We start from the raw sequence: 17,660 nt of genomic DNA, 5'->3' as shown, positions 1-17,660 counted from the left end.
ACAGCCCCATAGGCGGCCGCGGCGGCGAAGCGGCGTGAAAGGCAAAGGACGGAGACAATGACCATCAATCTGCAAAAGCCGGACATCACCGAGCTTAAGCCGCGCATCACCGTGTTCGGTGTCGGCGGCGGCGGCGGCAATGCCGTCAACAACATGATCACCGCCGGGTTGCGCGGTGTCGAGTTCGTGGTGGCCAACACCGACGCGCAGGCGCTGACCATGTCGAAGGCAGGCCGCCTGATCCAGCTCGGCGCGCATGTCACCGAGGGCCTCGGCGCCGGCTCGCAGCCGGAAGTCGGCCGTGCGGCGGCGGAAGAGTGCATCGACGAGATCCTCGATCACTTGACCAACACCCATATGTGCTTCGTCACCGCCGGCATGGGCGGCGGCACCGGCACAGGTGCTGCTCCGGTCGTTGCCCGCGCAGCGCGCGAAAAGGGTATCCTCACCGTCGGCGTCGTCACCAAGCCGTTCCATTTCGAAGGCCAGCGCCGCATGAAGACAGCGGACTTCGGCATCGAGGAACTGCAGAAGTGCGTCGATACGCTGATCGTCATCCCCAACCAGAACCTGTTCCGGCTGGCCAATGACAAGACCACCTTCGCCGACGCCTTCGCCATGGCCGACCAGGTGCTCTATTCCGGTGTTGCCTGCATCACCGACCTGATGGTCAAGGAAGGCCTGATCAATCTCGACTTCGCCGACGTGCGCTCCGTCATGCGCGAGATGGGCAAGGCGATGATGGGCACCGGCGAAGCTTCGGGTGAGGGCCGTGCGATGGCCGCCGCCGAAGCGGCGATTGCCAACCCGCTTCTCGACGAGACCTCGATGAAGGGCGCAAAGGGCCTGCTGATCTCGATCACCGGCGGCCGCGACCTGACGCTGTTCGAAGTCGATGAGGCCGCAACCCGTATCCGCGAGGAAGTCGACCAGGACGCCAACATCATCCTGGGCGCCACCTTCGACGAGGAACTCGAGGGCGTCATCCGCGTCTCGGTGGTTGCTACCGGCATCGACAAGTCGGCGGCTGAAATCGCCGCGGCGCCGATCTCGATCCGCACGGCGCCTCCGAAGCCGGCCAGCCGCCCGGCCGTTGCCGCACCGGAAAGCCGCCCGGCTCCGGTCCAGCAGACCGCGTACGAACCGCGTGCCATCGACCCGGTCGCCGAAGCCATCCAGTTGGCCGAGGCAAATGCCGCGGCCATGGCACAGGCGCGTCCGGCTCCGGTCGCTCACGCCGAAGATTTCCGCCCGCAGAGCAAGATCTTCCAGGCGCCGCCAGCACAGCCGATGCCGCAGCCGGTGGTCCAGCAGATGCAGCCGGCTCCGCAGCCGCGCGAGATGCTACGCGAAGCCCCGCAGCCGGTTGCCATGGCGCCGCAGCGCATGCCGCGCGTCGAGGACTTTCCGCCCGTCGTCAAGGCCGAGGTGGATGCCAAGAGCCGCCCGGCCGACCACGAGAACAACAGCGGACCGATGGGCCTGCTGAAGCGCCTGACCAACGGACTGACCCGCCGCGAAGAAGAGCCTGCACGGCTGCAGCCGGCGCAGCCACGCGAACCCAAGCTGCGCCAGGCCGCACCCGAAGTGCGCCGTCTTGCCAGCCAGGACGCGCAGCTCTACGCACCGCGCCGCGGCCAGCTCGACGACCAGGGCCGCCTGACACCGCAGGTGAGGGCGACTCAGGAAGACGATCAGCTGGAGATTCCGGCGTTCCTGCGCCGCCAGGCCAACTGATTGGTAAACGGACTGTAATAGTTGTTAACAGGCAAGCGAGGAATCGCTTGCCTGTTAACGTTTTAAATGATGTGATTTCAATAACTTACAAAGTCGCGTCTATCCCGGTTCGCGGTTACACAGAGTAAGAAACCGTGATTTGGAGTCTCCCTGCACGAACACTATCTTCGCTGCCTACCATCGTCGGTTTGCCGGGATTTCGGGGGAAGTTGCCCTGCTTGCCGATTCACACAAGAGCCGCGCCCTCGGGCTGGAGAAGCGGACCTAGGCATTACGGGCTTATGGGGATTGTTTTGCACGACTATCAGACGACATTGAAGACGCGCGCGTCGCTTACCGGCACCGGCGTCCACAGCGGCAAGGAAGTTTCCATCAGCTTCGTGCCGGCGGATGCCGACACCGGCATCATTTTCCAGCTTTTCAACGGTGCAGAGCAGGGCAGCGAGTTTCGCGCCGTGGTCTCGGAAGTCGGCGCCACCGACCTGTGCACCATGCTTGGTGATCCCGCCGGCGAGCACATCGCCACGGTAGAGCACATCATGGCGGCGCTGTTCGGGCTCGGCATCGACAATGTCGCCATCGAGATCGACGGTTCCGAGGTTCCGATCTTCGATGGCAGCGCCATGGCGTTTGTCGAAGCCATCGACCAGGCGGGCATCGAGACGCTTACCGTCAAGCGTCGCTATATCAGGATCATCAAGCCTGTGCGCATCGAGAACGGCGCCTCCTGGGCAGAGTTCAGGCCCTATGACGGCACCCGTTTCGAGATCGAGATCGACTTCGAAAGCCCGGCAATCGGCCGTCAGCTGTTCGCGTCCGACCTCAATGCCGATATTTTCCGCCGCGACATCGCGCGCGCCCGCACCTTCGGCTTCATGAAGGACGTCGAGCGGTTGTGGGCTGCCGGCTATGCGCTCGGCTCCTCGCTGGAGAACTCGCTGGTGATCGGTGACGACAACCGCGTCATCAACATGGGCGGCCTGCGCTATCCCAACGAATTCGTGCGCCACAAGACACTGGACGCCGTGGGCGACCTGGCGCTGGCCGGCGCCCGCTTCATCGGCTGCTTCCGCTCCTATCGCGGCGGCCACAGGATGAATGCCGCGGCACTGCGCCGCCTGCTGTCCGACCGCACTGCTTTCGAGATCGTCGAGACGACACGCCGCGAGCGTGGCCGCAGTGCCGAAATGAATGCCGTCAACGCGCCGCTCTATGCGCCCTGGATGATCTGATTTTCTTCATTTCTTTCAAGTCCCATGGCGGGCGGCCGGTGTTGCAGGAATGCATCACCTGTCGGTGAAATTGCACTGATGTTCAAGCTGTGTCTGGCCGCCATAAAAATGTGCGATTGGCCGGAGATAGCGTTGCCGGGCAAGGCGGTAATGGTTTATGGCTGCTGCCGTCGATTAGTGCATGCCGCTCAAAAGTGGGGACCAGTTTTGAGACAACGGCATGCAGCAGACATTTAAATAACGCCGAAAGGGCGGAATCCAATCATGTTCTTCAAGCGAGTCGGTCAATCGAAAGCGCCGCAGAGGGCTGTTTTCCTGGCGCTTTCGGTGGTTGTTCCATCGCTCTTCCTGTCGGCCTGCATGTCGTCGGAGAAAGACATCGACCTGTCGACCTATGTCGACCAGACCGAACCGGCCGATGTTCTCTACAATCAGGGCCTTGCCAACCTCAACGCCGGACGCCTTCAAGAGGCGAGCCGCAAGTTCGACGCTGTCGACCGCCAGCATCCCTATTCGGAGTGGGCCCGCAAATCGATGGTGATGGGCGCTTTCGCCGACTATCGCCAGGGCAATTACGACGAGGCGATCGGCTCGGCCAAGCGCTATCTCACGCTCTATCCGTCGACCGACGACGCGGCTTACGCGCAGTACATCATCGGCTTGAGCTACTACCGCCAGATCAAGGACGTGACGCAAGACCAGAAGGAAGCGCGTCAGACCGTGCAGACGATGCAGGATCTGGTGACGCGCTGGCCGACATCGGAATATGTCGACGACGCCAAGGAAAAGATCCGCTTCGCCAACGATCAGCTGGCCGGCAAGGAGATGCAGATCGGCCGCTACTATCTCGAACGCCGTGAATACATCGCCGCCGTCAAGCGCTTCCGCACCGTGGTGGAGAATTATTCCAACACGCGCCATGTCGAGGAGGCACTCGCCCGCCTGACCGAAAGCTATTATGCGATGGGCCTGACCTCCGAGGCGCAGACCGCCGCTGCCGTGCTCGGTACCAACTACCCCGACAGCTCGTGGTACAAGGACTCCTACAAGCTCTTGCAGAGCAATGGGCTTGCACCGCGCGAAAATGCCGGCTCGTGGATATCCAAGGCCGGGAAGATGATCACCGGCGCCTGACCCTAAGCAGACTTCGCGGATTTCGCCTACGCGCCGTCCGCTTGGTTTTCCTGGTTTGTCGCGGGTTGTTGTCGCAAAACCGCAAGGCACTTTTGAGTAACCTGCTTGGAGCCATTCGGACCGAAGCGTGCATGGCGCTTTTTCGGATTGATCCGGTGCTCAAACAAAAAGATAGTGCGCTGCGACTGCAAATGGTCGCGTGCCGTTCTAGATTCGGGTTCTGATGCTTTCCAGACTGTCGATCCGCGATATCGTCCTGATCGAGAAGCTGGATATCGACTTCCAGCCGGGTCTTTCCGTGCTGACCGGCGAAACCGGTGCCGGCAAATCCATCCTGCTCGATGCCTTGTCGCTGGCGCTCGGCGCGCGCGGCGACGCATCGCTTGTGCGCCATGGCGCTGCGCAAGGACAGGTCATCGCCGTCTTCGACGTGCCGCGCAACCATCCGGCCCGCATGCTGCTTGCCGACAACGCCATCGAGGATGACGGCGACATCATCCTGCGCCGTTTGCAGACAGCGGATGGCCGCACCCGCGTCTTCGTCAACGATCAGCCCTCAAGCGTCACCTTGATGCGCGATGTCGGCCGCGCGCTGGTCGAGATCCATGGCCAGCACGATGAACGCGCGCTGGTCGATCCCGGTGCGCACCGCGAGGTGCTCGACGCTTTCGGCGGCCATTTCGGCGCTGTTCGCTCGACGGGCGAGGCATGGCGGCACTGGCGCGCCTGCGAGCAGGAGCTGTCGCGACACCGTGCCAAGGTGGCGGCGGCCGCGCGCGAGGCCGACTATTTGCGCGCAGCGGTCGCGGAACTGACGAAGCTCGATCCGCAGCCGGGCGAGGAGACCGATCTCGCAGAATTGCGCGCGTCGATGATGCGGGCCGAAAAGATCGCATCGGAAATCCATGATGCGCAGGATGTGCTGTCCGGCCCGTCCTCGCCCTTGCCGCAATTGGCGAGCCTGCTGAGACGGCTGCAGCGCAAGGTGACTGAGGCGCCGGGCTTGCTCGATGACGTGGTCAAGTCGCTCGACGAGGCGATGCTGTCGCTCGACGCGGCGCAATCGGGCGTCGAGGCAGCGTTGCGCGCCACCGAATATGATCCGCAGCGCCTGGAGAAGGCGGAGGAGCGGCTATTTTCGCTGCGCGCCGCCTCGCGCAAGCACAGCGTCGCCGTCGACGACCTGGCGCAACTGCGCGACACGATGGTTGCCGACCTTGCCGATCTCGATGCCGGCGAGGAACGCCTGCACGGGCTGGAAAAGCAGGCCGCAGCGGCCCGCGAGACCTATGACATTGCCGCCGCGCAGCTATCCTCGCTTCGTCATGCGGCGGCTATCGGCCTGACGAAGGCGGTGATGGCGGAATTGCCGGCACTGAAGCTCGAACGCGCCGCTTTTATCGTGGAGATGAAAAGCGAGGCCGAGAGCCGCATGGAAGACGGCATCGACCAGATCGAGTTCTGGGTGTGCACCAACCCAGGCACGCGGCCCGGGCCGATGATGAAGGTCGCGTCCGGCGGCGAGCTTTCGCGTTTCCTTTTGGCGCTGAAGGTAGCGCTGGCCGATCGTGGCTCGGCGCCGACGCTGGTCTTCGATGAAATCGACACCGGCGTGGGCGGCGCCGTCGCGGACGCCATCGGCCAGCGGCTGGCGCGGTTGTCGAAGCGCGTCCAGGTGCTCTCGGTGACGCATGCGCCACAGGTGGCGGCGCGCGCGGCGACTCATTTCCTGATCTCCAAATCCGGTACCACCGACCGTGTCGCCACCGGCATTGCCGAGATGGACCGGCCGGCGCGGCAGGAAGAGATCGCGCGCATGCTGGCCGGCGCCACCATCACCGACGAGGCCCGCGCCGCCGCCGAGCGGCTGCTGCGTGAGAACACCGTCGCTTCCTGACGACGCTGCTTCTCGATCGGGATTGCTTCCAGCCGGTCAAATCCGACGTCCCAACAGAGTCAGCATATGGCTGCATCCCGCTGTTTAGGCGTGGTTTTGTCAGAATTTCAGCTCCCGTCCATCCGAATCCTGATCTATTGTCCCGAGCCAACAGCAGCCAGGTGCAAAACCATGTCCGAGAAGCCAGTTGATGCCCTGACCGAAATCGAGGCCGAAGCCGAGCTGAAGCGCCTGGCGGAACAGATCGCCGAGCACGACCGGCATTACCACACCGAAGACGCGCCTGTTATCACGGACGCCGAGTATGACGCGCTGGCGCGGCGCAATCTCGCCATCGAGGAGCGCTTTCCGGCGCTGGTGCGCGAGGATTCGCCCTCGCGCAGGGTTGGCGCGGCACCGGCGGAAGGCTTTACCAAGGTGCGCCATGCGGTGCCGATGCTCAGCCTCGCCAAGGCCTATACCGACCAGGATGTCATCGATTTCATCGAGCGCGGCCGGCGGTTCTTCGACCGCGACAAGGATCTCGACATCGCCTTCACGGCCGAGCCGAAGATCGACGGGCTGTCGGCTTCGCTGCGCTACGAAAAGGGCGTGTTCGTGCAGGGTGCGACGCGCGGCGACGGTGCCGTCGGCGAGGATATCACCGCCAATTTGAGGACGATTGCCGACATCCCGGCGAAACTGAAAGGCTCGGGCTGGCCCGAAATCATCGAGATCCGTGGCGAGGTCTACATGACCTATGCGGAATTCGAAGCGTTGAAGCAACGCTCGGCGGCAGTCGGCGGCCAGGACTACGTCAATCCGCGCAACACGGCGGCCGGGTCGCTGCGCCAGAAGGATCCGTCCGTCACCGCCAGCCGCAACCTCAAATTCTTCGCCTATGCCTGGGGCTACACGACTGCGGATCCTGCTCCGACCCAGTATGATTCGGTGCAGAAGTTCGCGGAGTGGGGATTCAAGATCAGTCCTCTGATGGTGCGGGCGAAATCGGCCGATGACCTGATCGAGCATTATCATCGGATCGAGGAGCAGCGCTCGGCGCTGGGCTACGACATCGACGGCGTCGTCTACAAGGTCGACCAGTTGGAGCTGCAGCGCAGATGGGGGTTCGTCACAGGCGAGCCGCGCTGGGCGGTCGCGCACAAATTTCCGGCCGAACAGGCGATGACGACCGTGCTCAAGATCGATATCCAGGTCGGCCGCACCGGCACGCTGGCGCCGGTTGCGCGGCTGGCGCCGGTCACGGTCGGCGGCGTCGTGGTCGAGAACGTCACGCTGCACAATGAGGACTATATCAAGGGCCTGGACAGCACCGGCCAGCCGATCCGCGACGGCATCGACGTGCGCATCGGCGACACGGTGGTGATCCAGCGGGCCGGCGATGTCATTCCGCAGATCGTCAGCGTCGTCATCGACAAGCGGCCGCCCGATGCCGTGCCATACGAGTTCCCGCACACCTGTCCGATCTGCGGTTCGCCGGCGACGCGCGAGATCAACGAGAAGACCGGCAAGGAGGACTCCCGCCGGCGCTGCACCGGCGAACTGATTTGTCCGGCGCAGGCGGTGGAAGGATTGCGCCACTTCGTGTCACGTGGCGCCCTGGATATCGAAGGCCTGGGGGCGGAGAACATAGACACTTTCTTCAATGCGGGATTGATCAAGACTGCCGCCGATATCTTCACGCTCAGGGATCGGCGCCCGGCGGTCACCAGGGCACTCGCTGAACGGCGCGAGGAGCAGGCGAGGCAGCGCGAGGCCGCATCGGGCAAGACGCGCAAGAATGTACGCAGCGTCGAGGATCGCAATTACGAAGGGTTAGACAAGCTGTTCGCGGCGATCGACTCGCGCCGCGAGCCGGAACTCGACCGTTTCATCTTCGCACTCGGCATCCGCCATATTGGCGAAACGACGGCCGCAGTGCTTGCCCGGACGTTCTCGACCATCGAGGAGTTGATCCGCGTCGGCAAGGAAACAGCGGCCGCTGCCGATCCGCACAGTGTCTTCCCGTCGGTCAACGGCATCGGCGACACGGTTATCAATGCGCTGCGCGATTTCTTCGGCAATCAACGCAATGACGACGTGCTCGACGCGCTGCTCAAGCAGGTCAAGCCGAAGCCTTATATCGTCAACGTCTCGGCCGACAGCGAGGTCGCCGGCAAGACGATCGTGTTCACAGGTTCGCTGGAGAAGATGACACGTTCCGAAGCCAAGGCGATGGCGGAGCGTCTCGGCGCCAAGGTTGCAGGGTCGGTTTCGGCGAAGACCGATCTTGTCGTGGCCGGGCCCGGTGCCGGCTCCAAGCTGAAGCTCGCCAGCGAACACGGCATCGAGGTGATCGACGAGGACGCCTGGCTGGCGCGGATAGGCAAGGCATGACTGGATCGTTCACCGGCTTCGGCGCCAAAGCCATTCCGTTCCTTAAGGCGCTGGATTTCCACCAGAGCCGCGAGTGGTTCCTGGAGAATCGCGACATTTTCGAAAAGGATTTGCGCGATCCCTTCGGCGATCTTGTCGAGACGCTGACGGAGCGCTTCGCGAAGGCCGGCATCGGCCTGCGCGGCGACCGCAAGAAATCACTGTTCCGGATCAATCGCGACGTGCGCTTCGCCAAGGACAAGCGGCCCTACAACCGGCATCTGTCGGCCATCCTGTCGCCCGACGGCACCAAGATGGAGCAAGGGGTGTTCTACGTGCATATCGGGCTGGAGCGCTGCTTTGCCGGCGTCGCCTGGTGGCAGCCGGAGCCGGCGCTGCTGCTGGCGATGCGAAAAGCCATCGCGACAAAACCGGACAATTTTCGCGCCGTGGTGGCGGCGTTGAAGAACAACCGTCTTGAACTGGAGACGGAAGGCTGCATGAAGCGCACGCCACGCGGCTTCGAGCATATCAGCGATGCAGATCTGGTCGCCGCTATCCGCAACCGGCATTTTGTCGTCCAGCACCTCATCGATCAGGCGGGAATTCATGAGGCTGATCTGGTCGACGAGCTCGTCGATTTCACCTTGCGTGCCAAGCCGCTGCTCGACTGGGGCCGAGCGATCGAGGGCAAGGTTTCGGAGCTTTGGGCCACCCCGTAGCCGTTTCGGGTTTCAAGTCGAAGCGAGGGCCGATGCACGGCCTGGTTGCTTTGTGAGTGCAGTTATGCTATGTATTTAGCCATGGTGCTGATTTGCGCCAGTAACCCGCCGCAGAGGCGGGTTTTGCGTTTCGGGTCCTGGCACCGTCCTGCACAGCCGATGAAGCACAGGCGAGTGCGCCTGTAGGGCGCCAACTGGAATCAGGGAATCACACGGCGCGCGTATCGCGGCCTTGCTAGATCAGGACATATCAGTTTCGCTGATTTGTTGGCTCAAGCGAATTCGTCTGACTTTTCAACCGCGCACCCCCTAAATACCGGCGCGACGTTAGGAATGTGACATGTCGGCTGAGACCTTGACTACGAATTCCGTGAACAGCGATTTCTGGCAAGGTGTTCGGCTCTCGATGCCTGTCGTGGTGGCGTCGGCGCCGTTCGCGGTGTTGTTCGGCGCGCTCGCCGTCGACAATGGCTTCTCGGTCCTCGAAGCCTTCCTGATGAGCGCGCTGATCTTCGGTGGCGCCAGCCAGATGGTCGGCATCCAGCTGTTTGGCCAGCATGTGGCGCCGTGGTTGATCGTGCTGTCGATCTTTGCCGTCAATTTCCGCCATGTGCTCTATTCCGCCGGCATCGGCCGGCGCATCGCGCACTGGCCCGTCATCAGCCAAGCGCTCGGCTATTTCATCCTTACCGATCCGCAGTTCGCGGTGGCCGAGGCGAGGGCGCAATCCGGCCAGACGGTCGGCTTTGCCTGGTATCTGGGACTTGGACTGCCGGTCTACCTGTTCTGGATCGTCGAAAGTGCGCTTGGCGCGGTGTTCGGCAAGCTTATCCCCGACACGCATGCGCTGGGCATCGACTTCCTGCTGCCGATCTATTTTCTTGGTCTGGTGCTGGGCTTCCGCAAGCGGCCGCTGTGGCTGCCGGTGGTCATCGCCAGTGGCGCCGCCTCGATCATCGCCTACAAGACGGTGGGCTCGCCCTGGCATGTCTCGATCGGCGCGATTGCCGGTGTGCTGCTGGCGGTCATCCTGCCTCCCCACCACAGCGGCGTGAAGGCACGGCCATGAGCACGACATTCTGGATCATCATCGCCGGCGCGATCGCCACCTATCTCACGCGCATTGGTGGGCATCTGGTCATCTCCCGCTTCGACACCATCCATCCGCGCGTCGAGGCAGGCCTCAATGCCGTGCCGGCGGCGGTGCTGACGACGCTGGTGGCGCCGGAGCTGTTGAATGCCGGACCGGCGGAATGGGCAGCGTTGGTCGTCACATCAGTGGTTTCGCTGCGTGGCGGACTGATGTCGATGTTCCTGGCGGGGGCTGCGGTGTTGATTTTGGCGCGGCAGGTTGTGGGGTAGCTGCTCCTCAAGGAGATTTGCGAAGGTCGCGAAACTGCCAATCTCCCCCCATGTGGGGGAGATGTCCGGCAGGACAGAGGGGGGCGTGAAGGATCGCCAACGTCATTTGTCCCACGACCAAGCCAAAATAATCCCAGGGCGCAATTGCAAATCGATCGAGAGGTCGGCGGGACAGCGCCCCCCTCTGCCCTGCCGGGCATCTCCCCCACGAGGGGGGAGATTGGCAGCCTCACCGTTCAATCAAATCTTGGCGTCGTGGGGCAGCGGCGCCGTCGCTTTCTCCAGCCAGGCCAGCGTCTCGCCGTCGAGCATCGGTCCGATCTCGGCCAGCACGCGCGCATGATAGGTGTCGAGCCAATGCAGCTCGTCGCGCGTCAGCAAATCCGATCGCACCAGCCTGGTATCGATCGGCGCCAGCGTCAGCGTCTCGAAGCCGTGCATGGCGATGTCGCCGCCCTCGATCGCTTCGGCCGGCGTGACCAGGATGAGGTTCTCGATGCGAATGCCGTAGGCACCTTCCTTGTAGTAGCCCGGCTCGTTGGACAGCATCATGCCTTCCAACAGTTTTTCGGTGCCGGTGCGGGCAATGCGCTGCGGCCCTTCATGCACGGCCAGATACGAGCCGACGCCATGGCCGGTGCCGTGGGCGAAGTCGCAGCCGTGCTTCCACAGCGCCATGCGGGCGACGGCATCGATTTCCGAGCCGCGCGTGCCGGCGGGGAAGCGCAGTGTGGAAATGCCGATCATGCCTTTTAGCACCAGCGTGAAACGCTCGCGCATCTCCTGCGTCGGCTGGCCGATCGGCACGGTGCGGGTGATGTCGGTGGTGCCGTCCTGATACTGCGCGCCGGAATCGAGCAGGAACAGTTCGCCGGCCTTAAGCTTGCGGTTGGTGGCGCGCGATACGCGGTAGTGCATGATGGCGCCGTTCGGGCCGGCGCCGGAAATGGTGTCGAAGGCGACGTCGCGCAGCGGCATCTGGGTTTCTTCACCTGTCTGCCGGCGCGTCTCCTCCAGCCTGGTGACGACGGATATCTCGTCGAGCGAGCCGGGTTTTTGCCGCTCCAGCCAGCACAAAAGCTTCGCCACGGCCGCGCCATCGCGCCGATGCGCGGCGCGCGAGCCATTGATCTCGGCCTGATTCTTGGTGGCCCGCGGGATGCGGGCGGGGTCGGGTGCCGCAACCACCGTGCCACCATTGGCCTCGACCAGCATGCGCAGCCTGTCAGCGGCCAGCACGGGGTCGAGCGCGATTTTCGCGCCACTCTTGGCGAGGGCCACGATCGCCGCTTCGAATTCGCTGGGCTCATGCGGTTCGGCGAGCTGGGTGAGGTAGGCCGCGACCTGACGCGAGAATTTGCGCCGGTCCATGAAAAGCTGGTGCGACCCGTCGGCGGCGAGGATGGAGAAACCAAGCGCCAGCGGCGTGTGCGGCACGTCGCCGCCACGGATATTGAAGGCCCAGGCGATGGAGGAGGGGTCGGTGAGCACCGCGTGGGTGGCGCCGTCCTTGGCGATCGCGGCCGCCAGCCGCGCCAGCTTGTCCTTGGCGAGTTCGCCGGCAAAGCCGATCGGGTGAAGTTCGACGGGTGCCACCGGCGCGTCCGGCTGATCCTTCCAGATGATGTCGATCGGGCTCTTGTCGAGCGGCACCAGCACCGCGCCCGACTTGTCGGCCGAAGCCTGCAGCGCCTTGACCTCGCTGATCGTGTGCAGCCACGGGTCGAAGCCGAGCCGCGCGCCCTTGCCTAGATTGTCCTTGAGCCAGACGGCGGGCGGGTTATCGACCAGGCTTTCGATTGCAAAAATGTCGAGATCGACCTCGCCCCGCACCTGCAGCGTGTAGCGCCCATCGACGAAGACGAAGGCGCGGTCGCGCAGGACGATGGCGACGCCGGCCGAGCCACTGAAGCCGGTCAGCCATTTCAACCGCGCCGAACGATCGGCGACATATTCACCCTGGTGCTCGTCGGCGCGCGGCACGATGAAGCCATCCAGCCCGTTGGCTTCAAGCCATTGGCGCAGCAACCCCACGCGCGGTTTGCCGACGGCCGGGTCGCCCGCGGAATCGAAGGTCTGGAACATGGTGGCCTCCTGCAGTCAGCACAACCGTAGCGTAAGGTCGCGGAAACCGGAATCGATTTCCGGCAGCGGCAAATTGCTACGGCATCGCTTGACTGACAACCGGCGGACCTTGGTCCAAGCTTGTTGTCGGCTTCAATGTTTGAGGTGGATCGTCACCCAGCCTTCGCGATGCAGGGTTCTGACATGCCGGAAGTTCTGGCCGACATAGGCCGAGACGACGGCGTCGCGCTGCCGCTCGAGGATGCCTGACAGCACGATCGAGCCACCGAGGGCGATGTGATCGGCCATTTGCGGGGCCAGCCGCATCAGCGGCCGTGCCAGTATGTTGGCGACGATGAGATCGAAAGGCGCGCGTTTGCCGAAGATCGGGTGGTGAAAGCCTGGAGCGGTGACCGTTTCCACCAGCGCCTTGACGTGGTTGAGCCGCGCATTGGCGGCTGCCACTCTCACCGCCACCGGATCGATGTCGGTGGCCAACACGGGAATACGCGCCAGCTTGGCGACGGCAATTGCCAGCACAGCACTACCGGTGCCAAGGTCGAGCGCGTTGCGCGGGTGCTCGCGCCGGACCACTTTTTCCAGCATTTCCAGGCAGCCGGCCGTGGTGCCGTGGTGACCGGTGCCGAAGGCGAGGCCGGCCTCTATCTCGATTGCGAACTCGCCGCTATGGCGTTTTTTGCGATCATGCGAGCCGTGGACGAAGAAACGGCCAGCGCGCACCGGCTTCAGCCCTTCCAGCGAGCGTGCCACCCAGTCGATGTCAGGCAGGCTCTCGCGCTCGATCGGCTTCGACAGGGAAAGCCCGGCAAGGATGTCCTTCAAGCGGGCCTCGACCGCATCGACGTCGCCATCGGCGTAGAGCGACACTTCGTGGATGTCATTGTCCTCGTCGACCTCAAGCAGGGCGATTGGCAGGCCTTCATCCTCGAAGGCCGCTTCGAGCGCATCGAAAATGCGGATCGACTCGATCTTTCCGATGGAGAAGTAGAGGCGCGTCTGGGTCATGAAATGATGATCAGCTTTTCGCCGCCAGCAGCTTCAGCTTGGTCATGGCCGTTTCCGAACTTTCGCCATAGGCGATGGTGCCGGCAAAGTCACCCTTGGCGTTGAGCAGCAGCACCGAAGCCGTGTGGTCCATCGTGTAGTCGCCGTCGCCGGTGTCGACCTTCTTCCAGTAGATGCCGAACGACTTGGCCATCGCATGGACCTTGTCTGGATCGCCGGTGATGCCGGTGATCCGGTCGGAGAAATTGCTGACATAGGCGTTCATCACCTCTGGCGTGTCGCGCTCCGGATCGACCGAGACGAAATAGGCGTGCAGGTTCTTGCCGTCGTCGCCGAGCGTCTTCAGCCAGCCGGCCAACTCGAACAGCGTGGTCGGGCAGACCTCGGGGCAATGGGTGAAGCCGAAGAAGACAACGCTGGGCTGGCCCCTGAAGGCAGCCTCGGTAATCGGCGCGCCTTTCTGGTCGACCAGGGTAAAGGCTGCGCCGAAAGGCTCGCCGCCATAGTGGCCGCGGTACCAGTCGAAGGTCAGCCAGCCGATGCCGGCCGCCATCAGGACGAGAATGCCGATCAGGATAGAACGCATCATCAGTAAGGTCCGTCTTGCAATTTCTTCGGCGTGCCAGCCAAGACCAGGCGAGCCCTTGGTTCGGCGAACAGTCTTAGCGGTTTGACCGGGTACACGCAAAGGTGCCGCGTTGACGCAACCGGCCATGGCGGATGCGGCGTTTTCATCCGGTGCCGCCGCTTGCAATGCCGTGCTCTTCGCCCCACCTGAGACCGGCAAACTCGAACCCCGGAGGCTATCTTGCAAGGATCGATTGGGCGAAAACTGCTCGGCGGCGCCCTAGCCGCGTGCCTTGTCCTCGGCGCCGGTGCGGCCCTTGCCGATGAAGTCGGCAAGGTCGGGGTCGATTGGCTCGGCAACGACATCGTCGTCGAGGCGATCAAGGATCCGAAGGTGGAGGGCGTGACCTGCCACGTCTCCTATTTCGATCGCGGCATCATCGATCGCCTGCACAAGGGCAACTGGTTCGAGGATCCGTCCGATTCTTCGATCTCCTGCCGCCAGACCGGTCCGATCATCATCGGCGACATCGACATGAGCGAACGCGGCGAGGAAGTGTTCAAGCAAGGCATCAGCCTGATCTGGAAGAAGCAGGTGGTGAACCGCATCTACGACAAGGCCAACGAGACGCTGATCTATCTCTCGCATTCGCGCCAGGTTCAGAACGGCTCGGCCAAAATGTCGGTCACCACCGTGCCGCTCTATGGCCAGAACGTGGTGTGGAGCAAAGGCAAGCCTCAATAGGGGCTTCAGCTCTTTCGCGGAACCGGTAGACGGACGATTGGTCCCGCTTGCGGGACCAATCGCTCTGACGTAAAGCCGCCGGCATGGATCGTTCCGAAAATCTCGTCCCGAAGGATTCCGAGCCGCGCATCCATCCGACCGCGGAACTGAAGGCGTGCAAGCTCGGCCGCTATGCCTCGATCGGCGAGCGGGTGGTGCTGCGCGAGGTGAGCGTCGGCGACTTCTCCTATTTCGAACGCCATTCGGAAGCGATCTACACGACGATCGGAAAATTCTGCTCGATCGCTGCCAACAGCCGCATCAATGCTCTGGAACATCCCATCGAGCGGCTGACACAGCACAAGGTCAGCTATCGGCCGAACGAGTATTTTCGCTGGCTGGGCGTCGATGCTGCATTCCGCGCACGGCGGCAGGCGAAAGCAGTAACCATCGGCCACGATGTCTGGATCGGCCATGGTGCGGTGATCATGCCCGGGGTCACCATCGGCAATGGCGCCGTCATTGGCGCCAACGCGGTGGTGACGCAGGATGTGCCGCCCTATGCAATCGTCGCAGGCGTACCGGCGAAGCCGCTCAGATCTCGCTTTCCGGCCGCCATCGCGGCCCGGATCGAAGCTCTCGCCTGGTGGGATTGGCCGGTCGAGAAACTCGCGAGCGCGGTTCCCGACATGCAGGCAATGCCGATCGAGGCATTCCTTGACCGCTGGGAAAACGACGGGGCCTGACCTCCCTCAGATGCGCTTGTTAGCGGCCGATCGACGCCCGAGGCTTAACGGATCGGCGTCTCGCCACGAAACAGCGGCTGGTGCGCCCGCATCAAGGCGGCAATCCGGTCGGCGACCTTTCGTACCGGCGGGGAGTGACGTTCCTCGTGATGGGTGACGATCCATTGGTCGGTTTCGAGTTCGGGGATAGGCTGAGCGACGCGAACCAGGCGTGGGTCGCCGTCACCGACGAAGCAGGGAAAGACCGAAAGGCCGGCGCCGGCGGCCACCAGTTCGCGCACCGAATGGGTGTTGTTGCCGCGCACGGCGATGCGGTCGCCGTGATGGGCTTGTAGCCAGCGCGCCGAGGCAATGTTCGCCCCTTCGCCGGTGACGCCGACGAACAACCCGGCGGCGATGCCGTTGATCAGGTGGCGCCCGGAATAAATGGCGTGGGCGACCTTGCCGCTCTGACGGCCGGCCAGCCACTGCTCGGTCGGGCGGTCGCTGCGGATACCGATGTCGGCGGCACGGCGACCGATGTCGACCCGGTCGGTGGTGGTGACGAGCTCCACCCTTATGCCGTCGTCGACCGTCCAGATCTCGCCGATATGGGCGGAAACGAAGGCCGAAGTCCACGGCCCGGCCGACACACGGACAATGCGGTCGGGCAGGCTTCCTTCGCGCCAGCGGGTCAGCGACTGCATTGCTGCCTCGACGTCTTCGGCGCGCCGCAGCAGTTCTTCACCGACCGGGGTCAGCCGGTAGCCGGTCTGCTGACGCACGAACAGCGGTTCGCCGATCTGCCTTTCGAGCGCGGTGACGCGTCGGCCAAGGGTGGCTGCGCTGAGGCGCGTGGTTCCCGTCGCTGCGCTCAAGCCACCCAGCCGCGCAACGACGAGAAACAATCTTAGATCGTCCCAGCTAATGTCCATTTTGCAGAAATGAAAAACTCCTTGCGACCGTGGCTGTAGCGCGAAGCCGGCATCACGCGCAAGTATGCAGGCATTGGAAGCATTGGACAATCCTGCTCGGCGGGATAGCGACAAGCGCCTCGGCTGGCCGACGAGCCAGCGCAATCCTTTCGATCGCGCATGCGCTTTGCGCAGATGCTTTGCGCTTTCGACCAACCAGAGCGCGCCGCCTTTCTGCGCGCCAAAGGAGATGATCATGTTGTATGAACTTCGATCCCATTTCGCCCGCTGGCTTGCCTATCGCCGGACGCTTGCGAGCTTGAGGCGGGCCCCGGACAGCACATTGGCGGACGCTGGCATTTCTCGCGAAGAGATCCGCGAGCGTGCCCGCCACGCCAGCTTGCGACTTTGAGACAATGAGGCGGGCATGCAGATGATGGAACTTTGGGAAGATCGGTCGGTGCCGCGCATCGGGGGTCTGGCGGTCGTGGTGCCGTCCGCTTCAGGGAACCGTTCCGCGCGCTCTCCGGACTGAAACCCCTTCCGCCATGCGGGGGTGGCGCAGCGGAAGGGATTGGAGGTAAACCGCTGTGAAGCGGAAGGAACAGGCACTCTTGCCTGCACGGTTACTGTGACATTAAACCCATAAGGTGTGTTTTCTGACCAGTTCTCTCTATGCGTGCACTCGATTGCGCTGACGTATTTGTCTCCGCCGGGAACCTGAAACGGTCGCCGGTTGTTTCTCATCGCGCCGCTGCATCGAGGGTTTCGATAGATGGAAAAGCTTTTCACCAAGATCGCCAACTGGGTCGCCCATATAGCCGGCCTGCCGCTGACCTTTGCCGTCTGCTGCCTGATCATTGTCGTCTGGGCGGTGAGCGGTCCGTTCTTCGGCTTTTCGGATACCTGGCAGCTCGTCATCAACACAGGCACGACGATCATCACCTTCCTGATGGTCTTCCTCATCCAGAACACCCAGAATCGCGACGGCGCCGCGATCCAGGCCAAGCTCGACGAACTGATCCGGGTCGGCAAGGGCCACAACCACTTCATCGGCATCGAACATCTGACCGAAACCGAAGTCGAGGAGATCCGCGCCAAATGCGAGCGTGCTGCAAAGCGGCATGACGAGCAGATCGCCGCCGCCGCGGCGAAAAAGGCCGTGGCGCAGAAGCGCGGGCCGAAAACGCACGCGGCCTGA

At 63.3% G+C, this 17,660-nt stretch carries 16 protein-coding genes; 12 read left to right on the top strand and 4 right to left on the bottom strand.

Annotation, left to right across the window (positions count from 1 at the left end; genetic code table 11):
- The first annotated feature begins 57 nt into the window (after nt 1-57).
- The 8 genes from ftsZ (at nt 58) to NKJ90_RS15380 (ending at nt 10,439) form a co-directional block, all read left to right on the top strand.
- Complete coding sequence (ftsZ, locus tag NKJ90_RS15415; protein WP_023757016.1) at nt 58-1,737, top strand: cell division protein FtsZ; 1,680 nt, start codon at nt 58-60, stop codon at nt 1,735-1,737.
- A gap of 281 nt (nt 1,738-2,018) precedes the next feature.
- The gene (lpxC, locus tag NKJ90_RS15410) at nt 2,019-2,969 is read left to right on the top strand and encodes a UDP-3-O-acyl-N-acetylglucosamine deacetylase (protein WP_352486309.1); all 951 of its coding nucleotides are present in this window, start codon (nt 2,019-2,021) and stop codon (nt 2,967-2,969) included.
- 264 nt (nt 2,970-3,233) lie between these two features.
- Nucleotides 3,234-4,103 carry an outer membrane protein assembly factor BamD gene (locus tag NKJ90_RS15405; RefSeq protein ID WP_023757017.1) on the top strand — a complete coding sequence of 290 codons (870 nt, stop codon included), beginning with the start codon at nt 3,234-3,236 and terminating at the stop codon, nt 4,101-4,103.
- Between the two features lie 223 nt (nt 4,104-4,326).
- Entirely contained in the window at nt 4,327-6,000 is a 1,674-nt protein-coding gene (recN, locus tag NKJ90_RS15400; protein WP_023757018.1) for a DNA repair protein RecN, read from the top strand.
- Nucleotides 6,001-6,171: 171 nt separating this feature from the next.
- Entirely contained in the window at nt 6,172-8,376 is a 2,205-nt protein-coding gene (gene ligA, locus NKJ90_RS15395; protein WP_023757019.1) for an NAD-dependent DNA ligase LigA, read from the top strand.
- A complete protein-coding gene (locus tag NKJ90_RS15390; RefSeq protein ID WP_023757020.1) occupies nt 8,373-9,077 on the top strand; it encodes a DUF2461 domain-containing protein in 705 nt (234 codons plus the stop codon). The genes ligA and NKJ90_RS15390 overlap by 4 nt, the downstream gene beginning before the upstream one ends.
- A 340-nt stretch (nt 9,078-9,417) precedes the next feature.
- Entirely contained in the window at nt 9,418-10,146 is a 729-nt protein-coding gene (locus tag NKJ90_RS15385) for an AzlC family ABC transporter permease (RefSeq protein ID WP_352486308.1), read from the top strand.
- Nucleotides 10,143-10,439, top strand: a complete 297-nt coding sequence (locus NKJ90_RS15380) for an AzlD family protein (RefSeq protein WP_023757022.1) — start codon at nt 10,143-10,145, stop codon at nt 10,437-10,439. The genes NKJ90_RS15385 and NKJ90_RS15380 overlap by 4 nt, the downstream gene beginning before the upstream one ends.
- Nucleotides 10,440-10,679: 240 nt before the next feature.
- Here the strand turns inward: NKJ90_RS15380 and NKJ90_RS15375 are convergent, their stop codons facing one another.
- The 3 genes from NKJ90_RS15375 to NKJ90_RS15365 form a co-directional block, all read right to left on the bottom strand.
- Nucleotides 10,680-12,524, bottom strand: coding sequence for an aminopeptidase P family protein (locus tag NKJ90_RS15375; protein ID WP_352486307.1), 1,845 nt, complete (start codon nt 12,522-12,524; stop codon nt 10,680-10,682).
- 132 nt (nt 12,525-12,656) lie between these two features.
- Nucleotides 12,657-13,529 carry a 50S ribosomal protein L11 methyltransferase gene (locus NKJ90_RS15370; protein WP_023757024.1) on the bottom strand — a complete coding sequence of 291 codons (873 nt, stop codon included), beginning with the start codon at nt 13,527-13,529 and terminating at the stop codon, nt 12,657-12,659.
- A gap of 10 nt (nt 13,530-13,539) precedes the next feature.
- The gene (locus NKJ90_RS15365; RefSeq protein WP_352486306.1) at nt 13,540-14,118 is read right to left on the bottom strand and encodes an SCO family protein; all 579 of its coding nucleotides are present in this window, start codon (nt 14,116-14,118) and stop codon (nt 13,540-13,542) included.
- Nucleotides 14,119-14,337: 219 nt separating this feature from the next.
- On the opposite strand from NKJ90_RS15365, the gene NKJ90_RS15360 reads away from it, so the two are divergent.
- Nucleotides 14,338-14,841, top strand: a complete 504-nt coding sequence (locus NKJ90_RS15360; protein WP_032906885.1) for a CreA family protein — start codon at nt 14,338-14,340, stop codon at nt 14,839-14,841.
- Nucleotides 14,842-14,924: 83 nt separating this feature from the next.
- Nucleotides 14,925-15,566 carry a transferase hexapeptide repeat family protein gene (locus tag NKJ90_RS15355; RefSeq protein WP_023757027.1) on the top strand — a complete coding sequence of 214 codons (642 nt, stop codon included), beginning with the start codon at nt 14,925-14,927 and terminating at the stop codon, nt 15,564-15,566.
- A gap of 44 nt (nt 15,567-15,610) precedes the next feature.
- On the opposite strand, the gene NKJ90_RS15350 is transcribed toward NKJ90_RS15355, so the two are convergent.
- Entirely contained in the window at nt 15,611-16,480 is an 870-nt protein-coding gene (locus NKJ90_RS15350; RefSeq protein WP_352486305.1) for a LysR family transcriptional regulator, read from the bottom strand.
- Between the two features lie 64 nt (nt 16,481-16,544).
- Here NKJ90_RS15350 and NKJ90_RS15345 point away from each other — a divergent pair, with 64 nt between their 5' ends.
- Together NKJ90_RS15345 and NKJ90_RS15340 are read left to right on the top strand one after the other, a co-directional pair.
- Nucleotides 16,545-16,871 carry a DUF1127 domain-containing protein gene (locus NKJ90_RS15345; protein ID WP_084025068.1) on the top strand — a complete coding sequence of 109 codons (327 nt, stop codon included), beginning with the start codon at nt 16,545-16,547 and terminating at the stop codon, nt 16,869-16,871.
- A 363-nt stretch (nt 16,872-17,234) separates the two neighbouring features.
- The gene (locus NKJ90_RS15340) at nt 17,235-17,660 is read left to right on the top strand and encodes a low affinity iron permease family protein (protein WP_023757029.1); all 426 of its coding nucleotides are present in this window, start codon (nt 17,235-17,237) and stop codon (nt 17,658-17,660) included.

It is taken from the genome of Mesorhizobium sp. M0051 (assembly GCF_040323235.1).
Lineage (GTDB): Bacteria > Pseudomonadota > Alphaproteobacteria > Rhizobiales > Rhizobiaceae > Mesorhizobium.
This window is presented reverse-complemented; position numbering and strand designations above follow the sequence as displayed.

Bases quoted from the DNA above. Each gene is read 5' to 3' on its own strand.
- ftsZ (WP_023757016.1), top strand. From the start codon at position 58: ATGACCATCAATCTGCAAAAGCCGGACATCACCGAGCTTAAGCCGCGC.
- NKJ90_RS15385 (WP_352486308.1), top strand. From the start codon at position 9,418: ATGTCGGCTGAGACCTTGACTACGAATTCCGTGAACAGCGATTTCTGG.
- NKJ90_RS15365 (WP_352486306.1), bottom strand. From the start codon at position 14,118: ATGATGCGTTCTATCCTGATCGGCATTCTCGTCCTGATGGCGGCCGGC.
- NKJ90_RS15350 (WP_352486305.1), bottom strand. From the start codon at position 16,480: ATGGACATTAGCTGGGACGATCTAAGATTGTTTCTCGTCGTTGCGCGG.
- NKJ90_RS15380 (WP_023757022.1), top strand. From the start codon at position 10,143: ATGAGCACGACATTCTGGATCATCATCGCCGGCGCGATCGCCACCTAT.
- ligA (WP_023757019.1), top strand. From the start codon at position 6,172: ATGTCCGAGAAGCCAGTTGATGCCCTGACCGAAATCGAGGCCGAAGCC.
- lpxC (WP_352486309.1), top strand. From the start codon at position 2,019: ATGGGGATTGTTTTGCACGACTATCAGACGACATTGAAGACGCGCGCG.
- NKJ90_RS15405 (WP_023757017.1), top strand. From the start codon at position 3,234: ATGTTCTTCAAGCGAGTCGGTCAATCGAAAGCGCCGCAGAGGGCTGTT.
- NKJ90_RS15390 (WP_023757020.1), top strand. From the start codon at position 8,373: ATGACTGGATCGTTCACCGGCTTCGGCGCCAAAGCCATTCCGTTCCTT.
- NKJ90_RS15370 (WP_023757024.1), bottom strand. From the start codon at position 13,529: ATGACCCAGACGCGCCTCTACTTCTCCATCGGAAAGATCGAGTCGATC.
- NKJ90_RS15340 (WP_023757029.1), top strand. From the start codon at position 17,235: ATGGAAAAGCTTTTCACCAAGATCGCCAACTGGGTCGCCCATATAGCC.
- recN (WP_023757018.1), top strand. From the start codon at position 4,327: ATGCTTTCCAGACTGTCGATCCGCGATATCGTCCTGATCGAGAAGCTG.
- NKJ90_RS15355 (WP_023757027.1), top strand. From the start codon at position 14,925: ATGGATCGTTCCGAAAATCTCGTCCCGAAGGATTCCGAGCCGCGCATC.
- NKJ90_RS15345 (WP_084025068.1), top strand. From the start codon at position 16,545: ATGCAGGCATTGGAAGCATTGGACAATCCTGCTCGGCGGGATAGCGAC.
- NKJ90_RS15375 (WP_352486307.1), bottom strand. From the start codon at position 12,524: ATGTTCCAGACCTTCGATTCCGCGGGCGACCCGGCCGTCGGCAAACCG.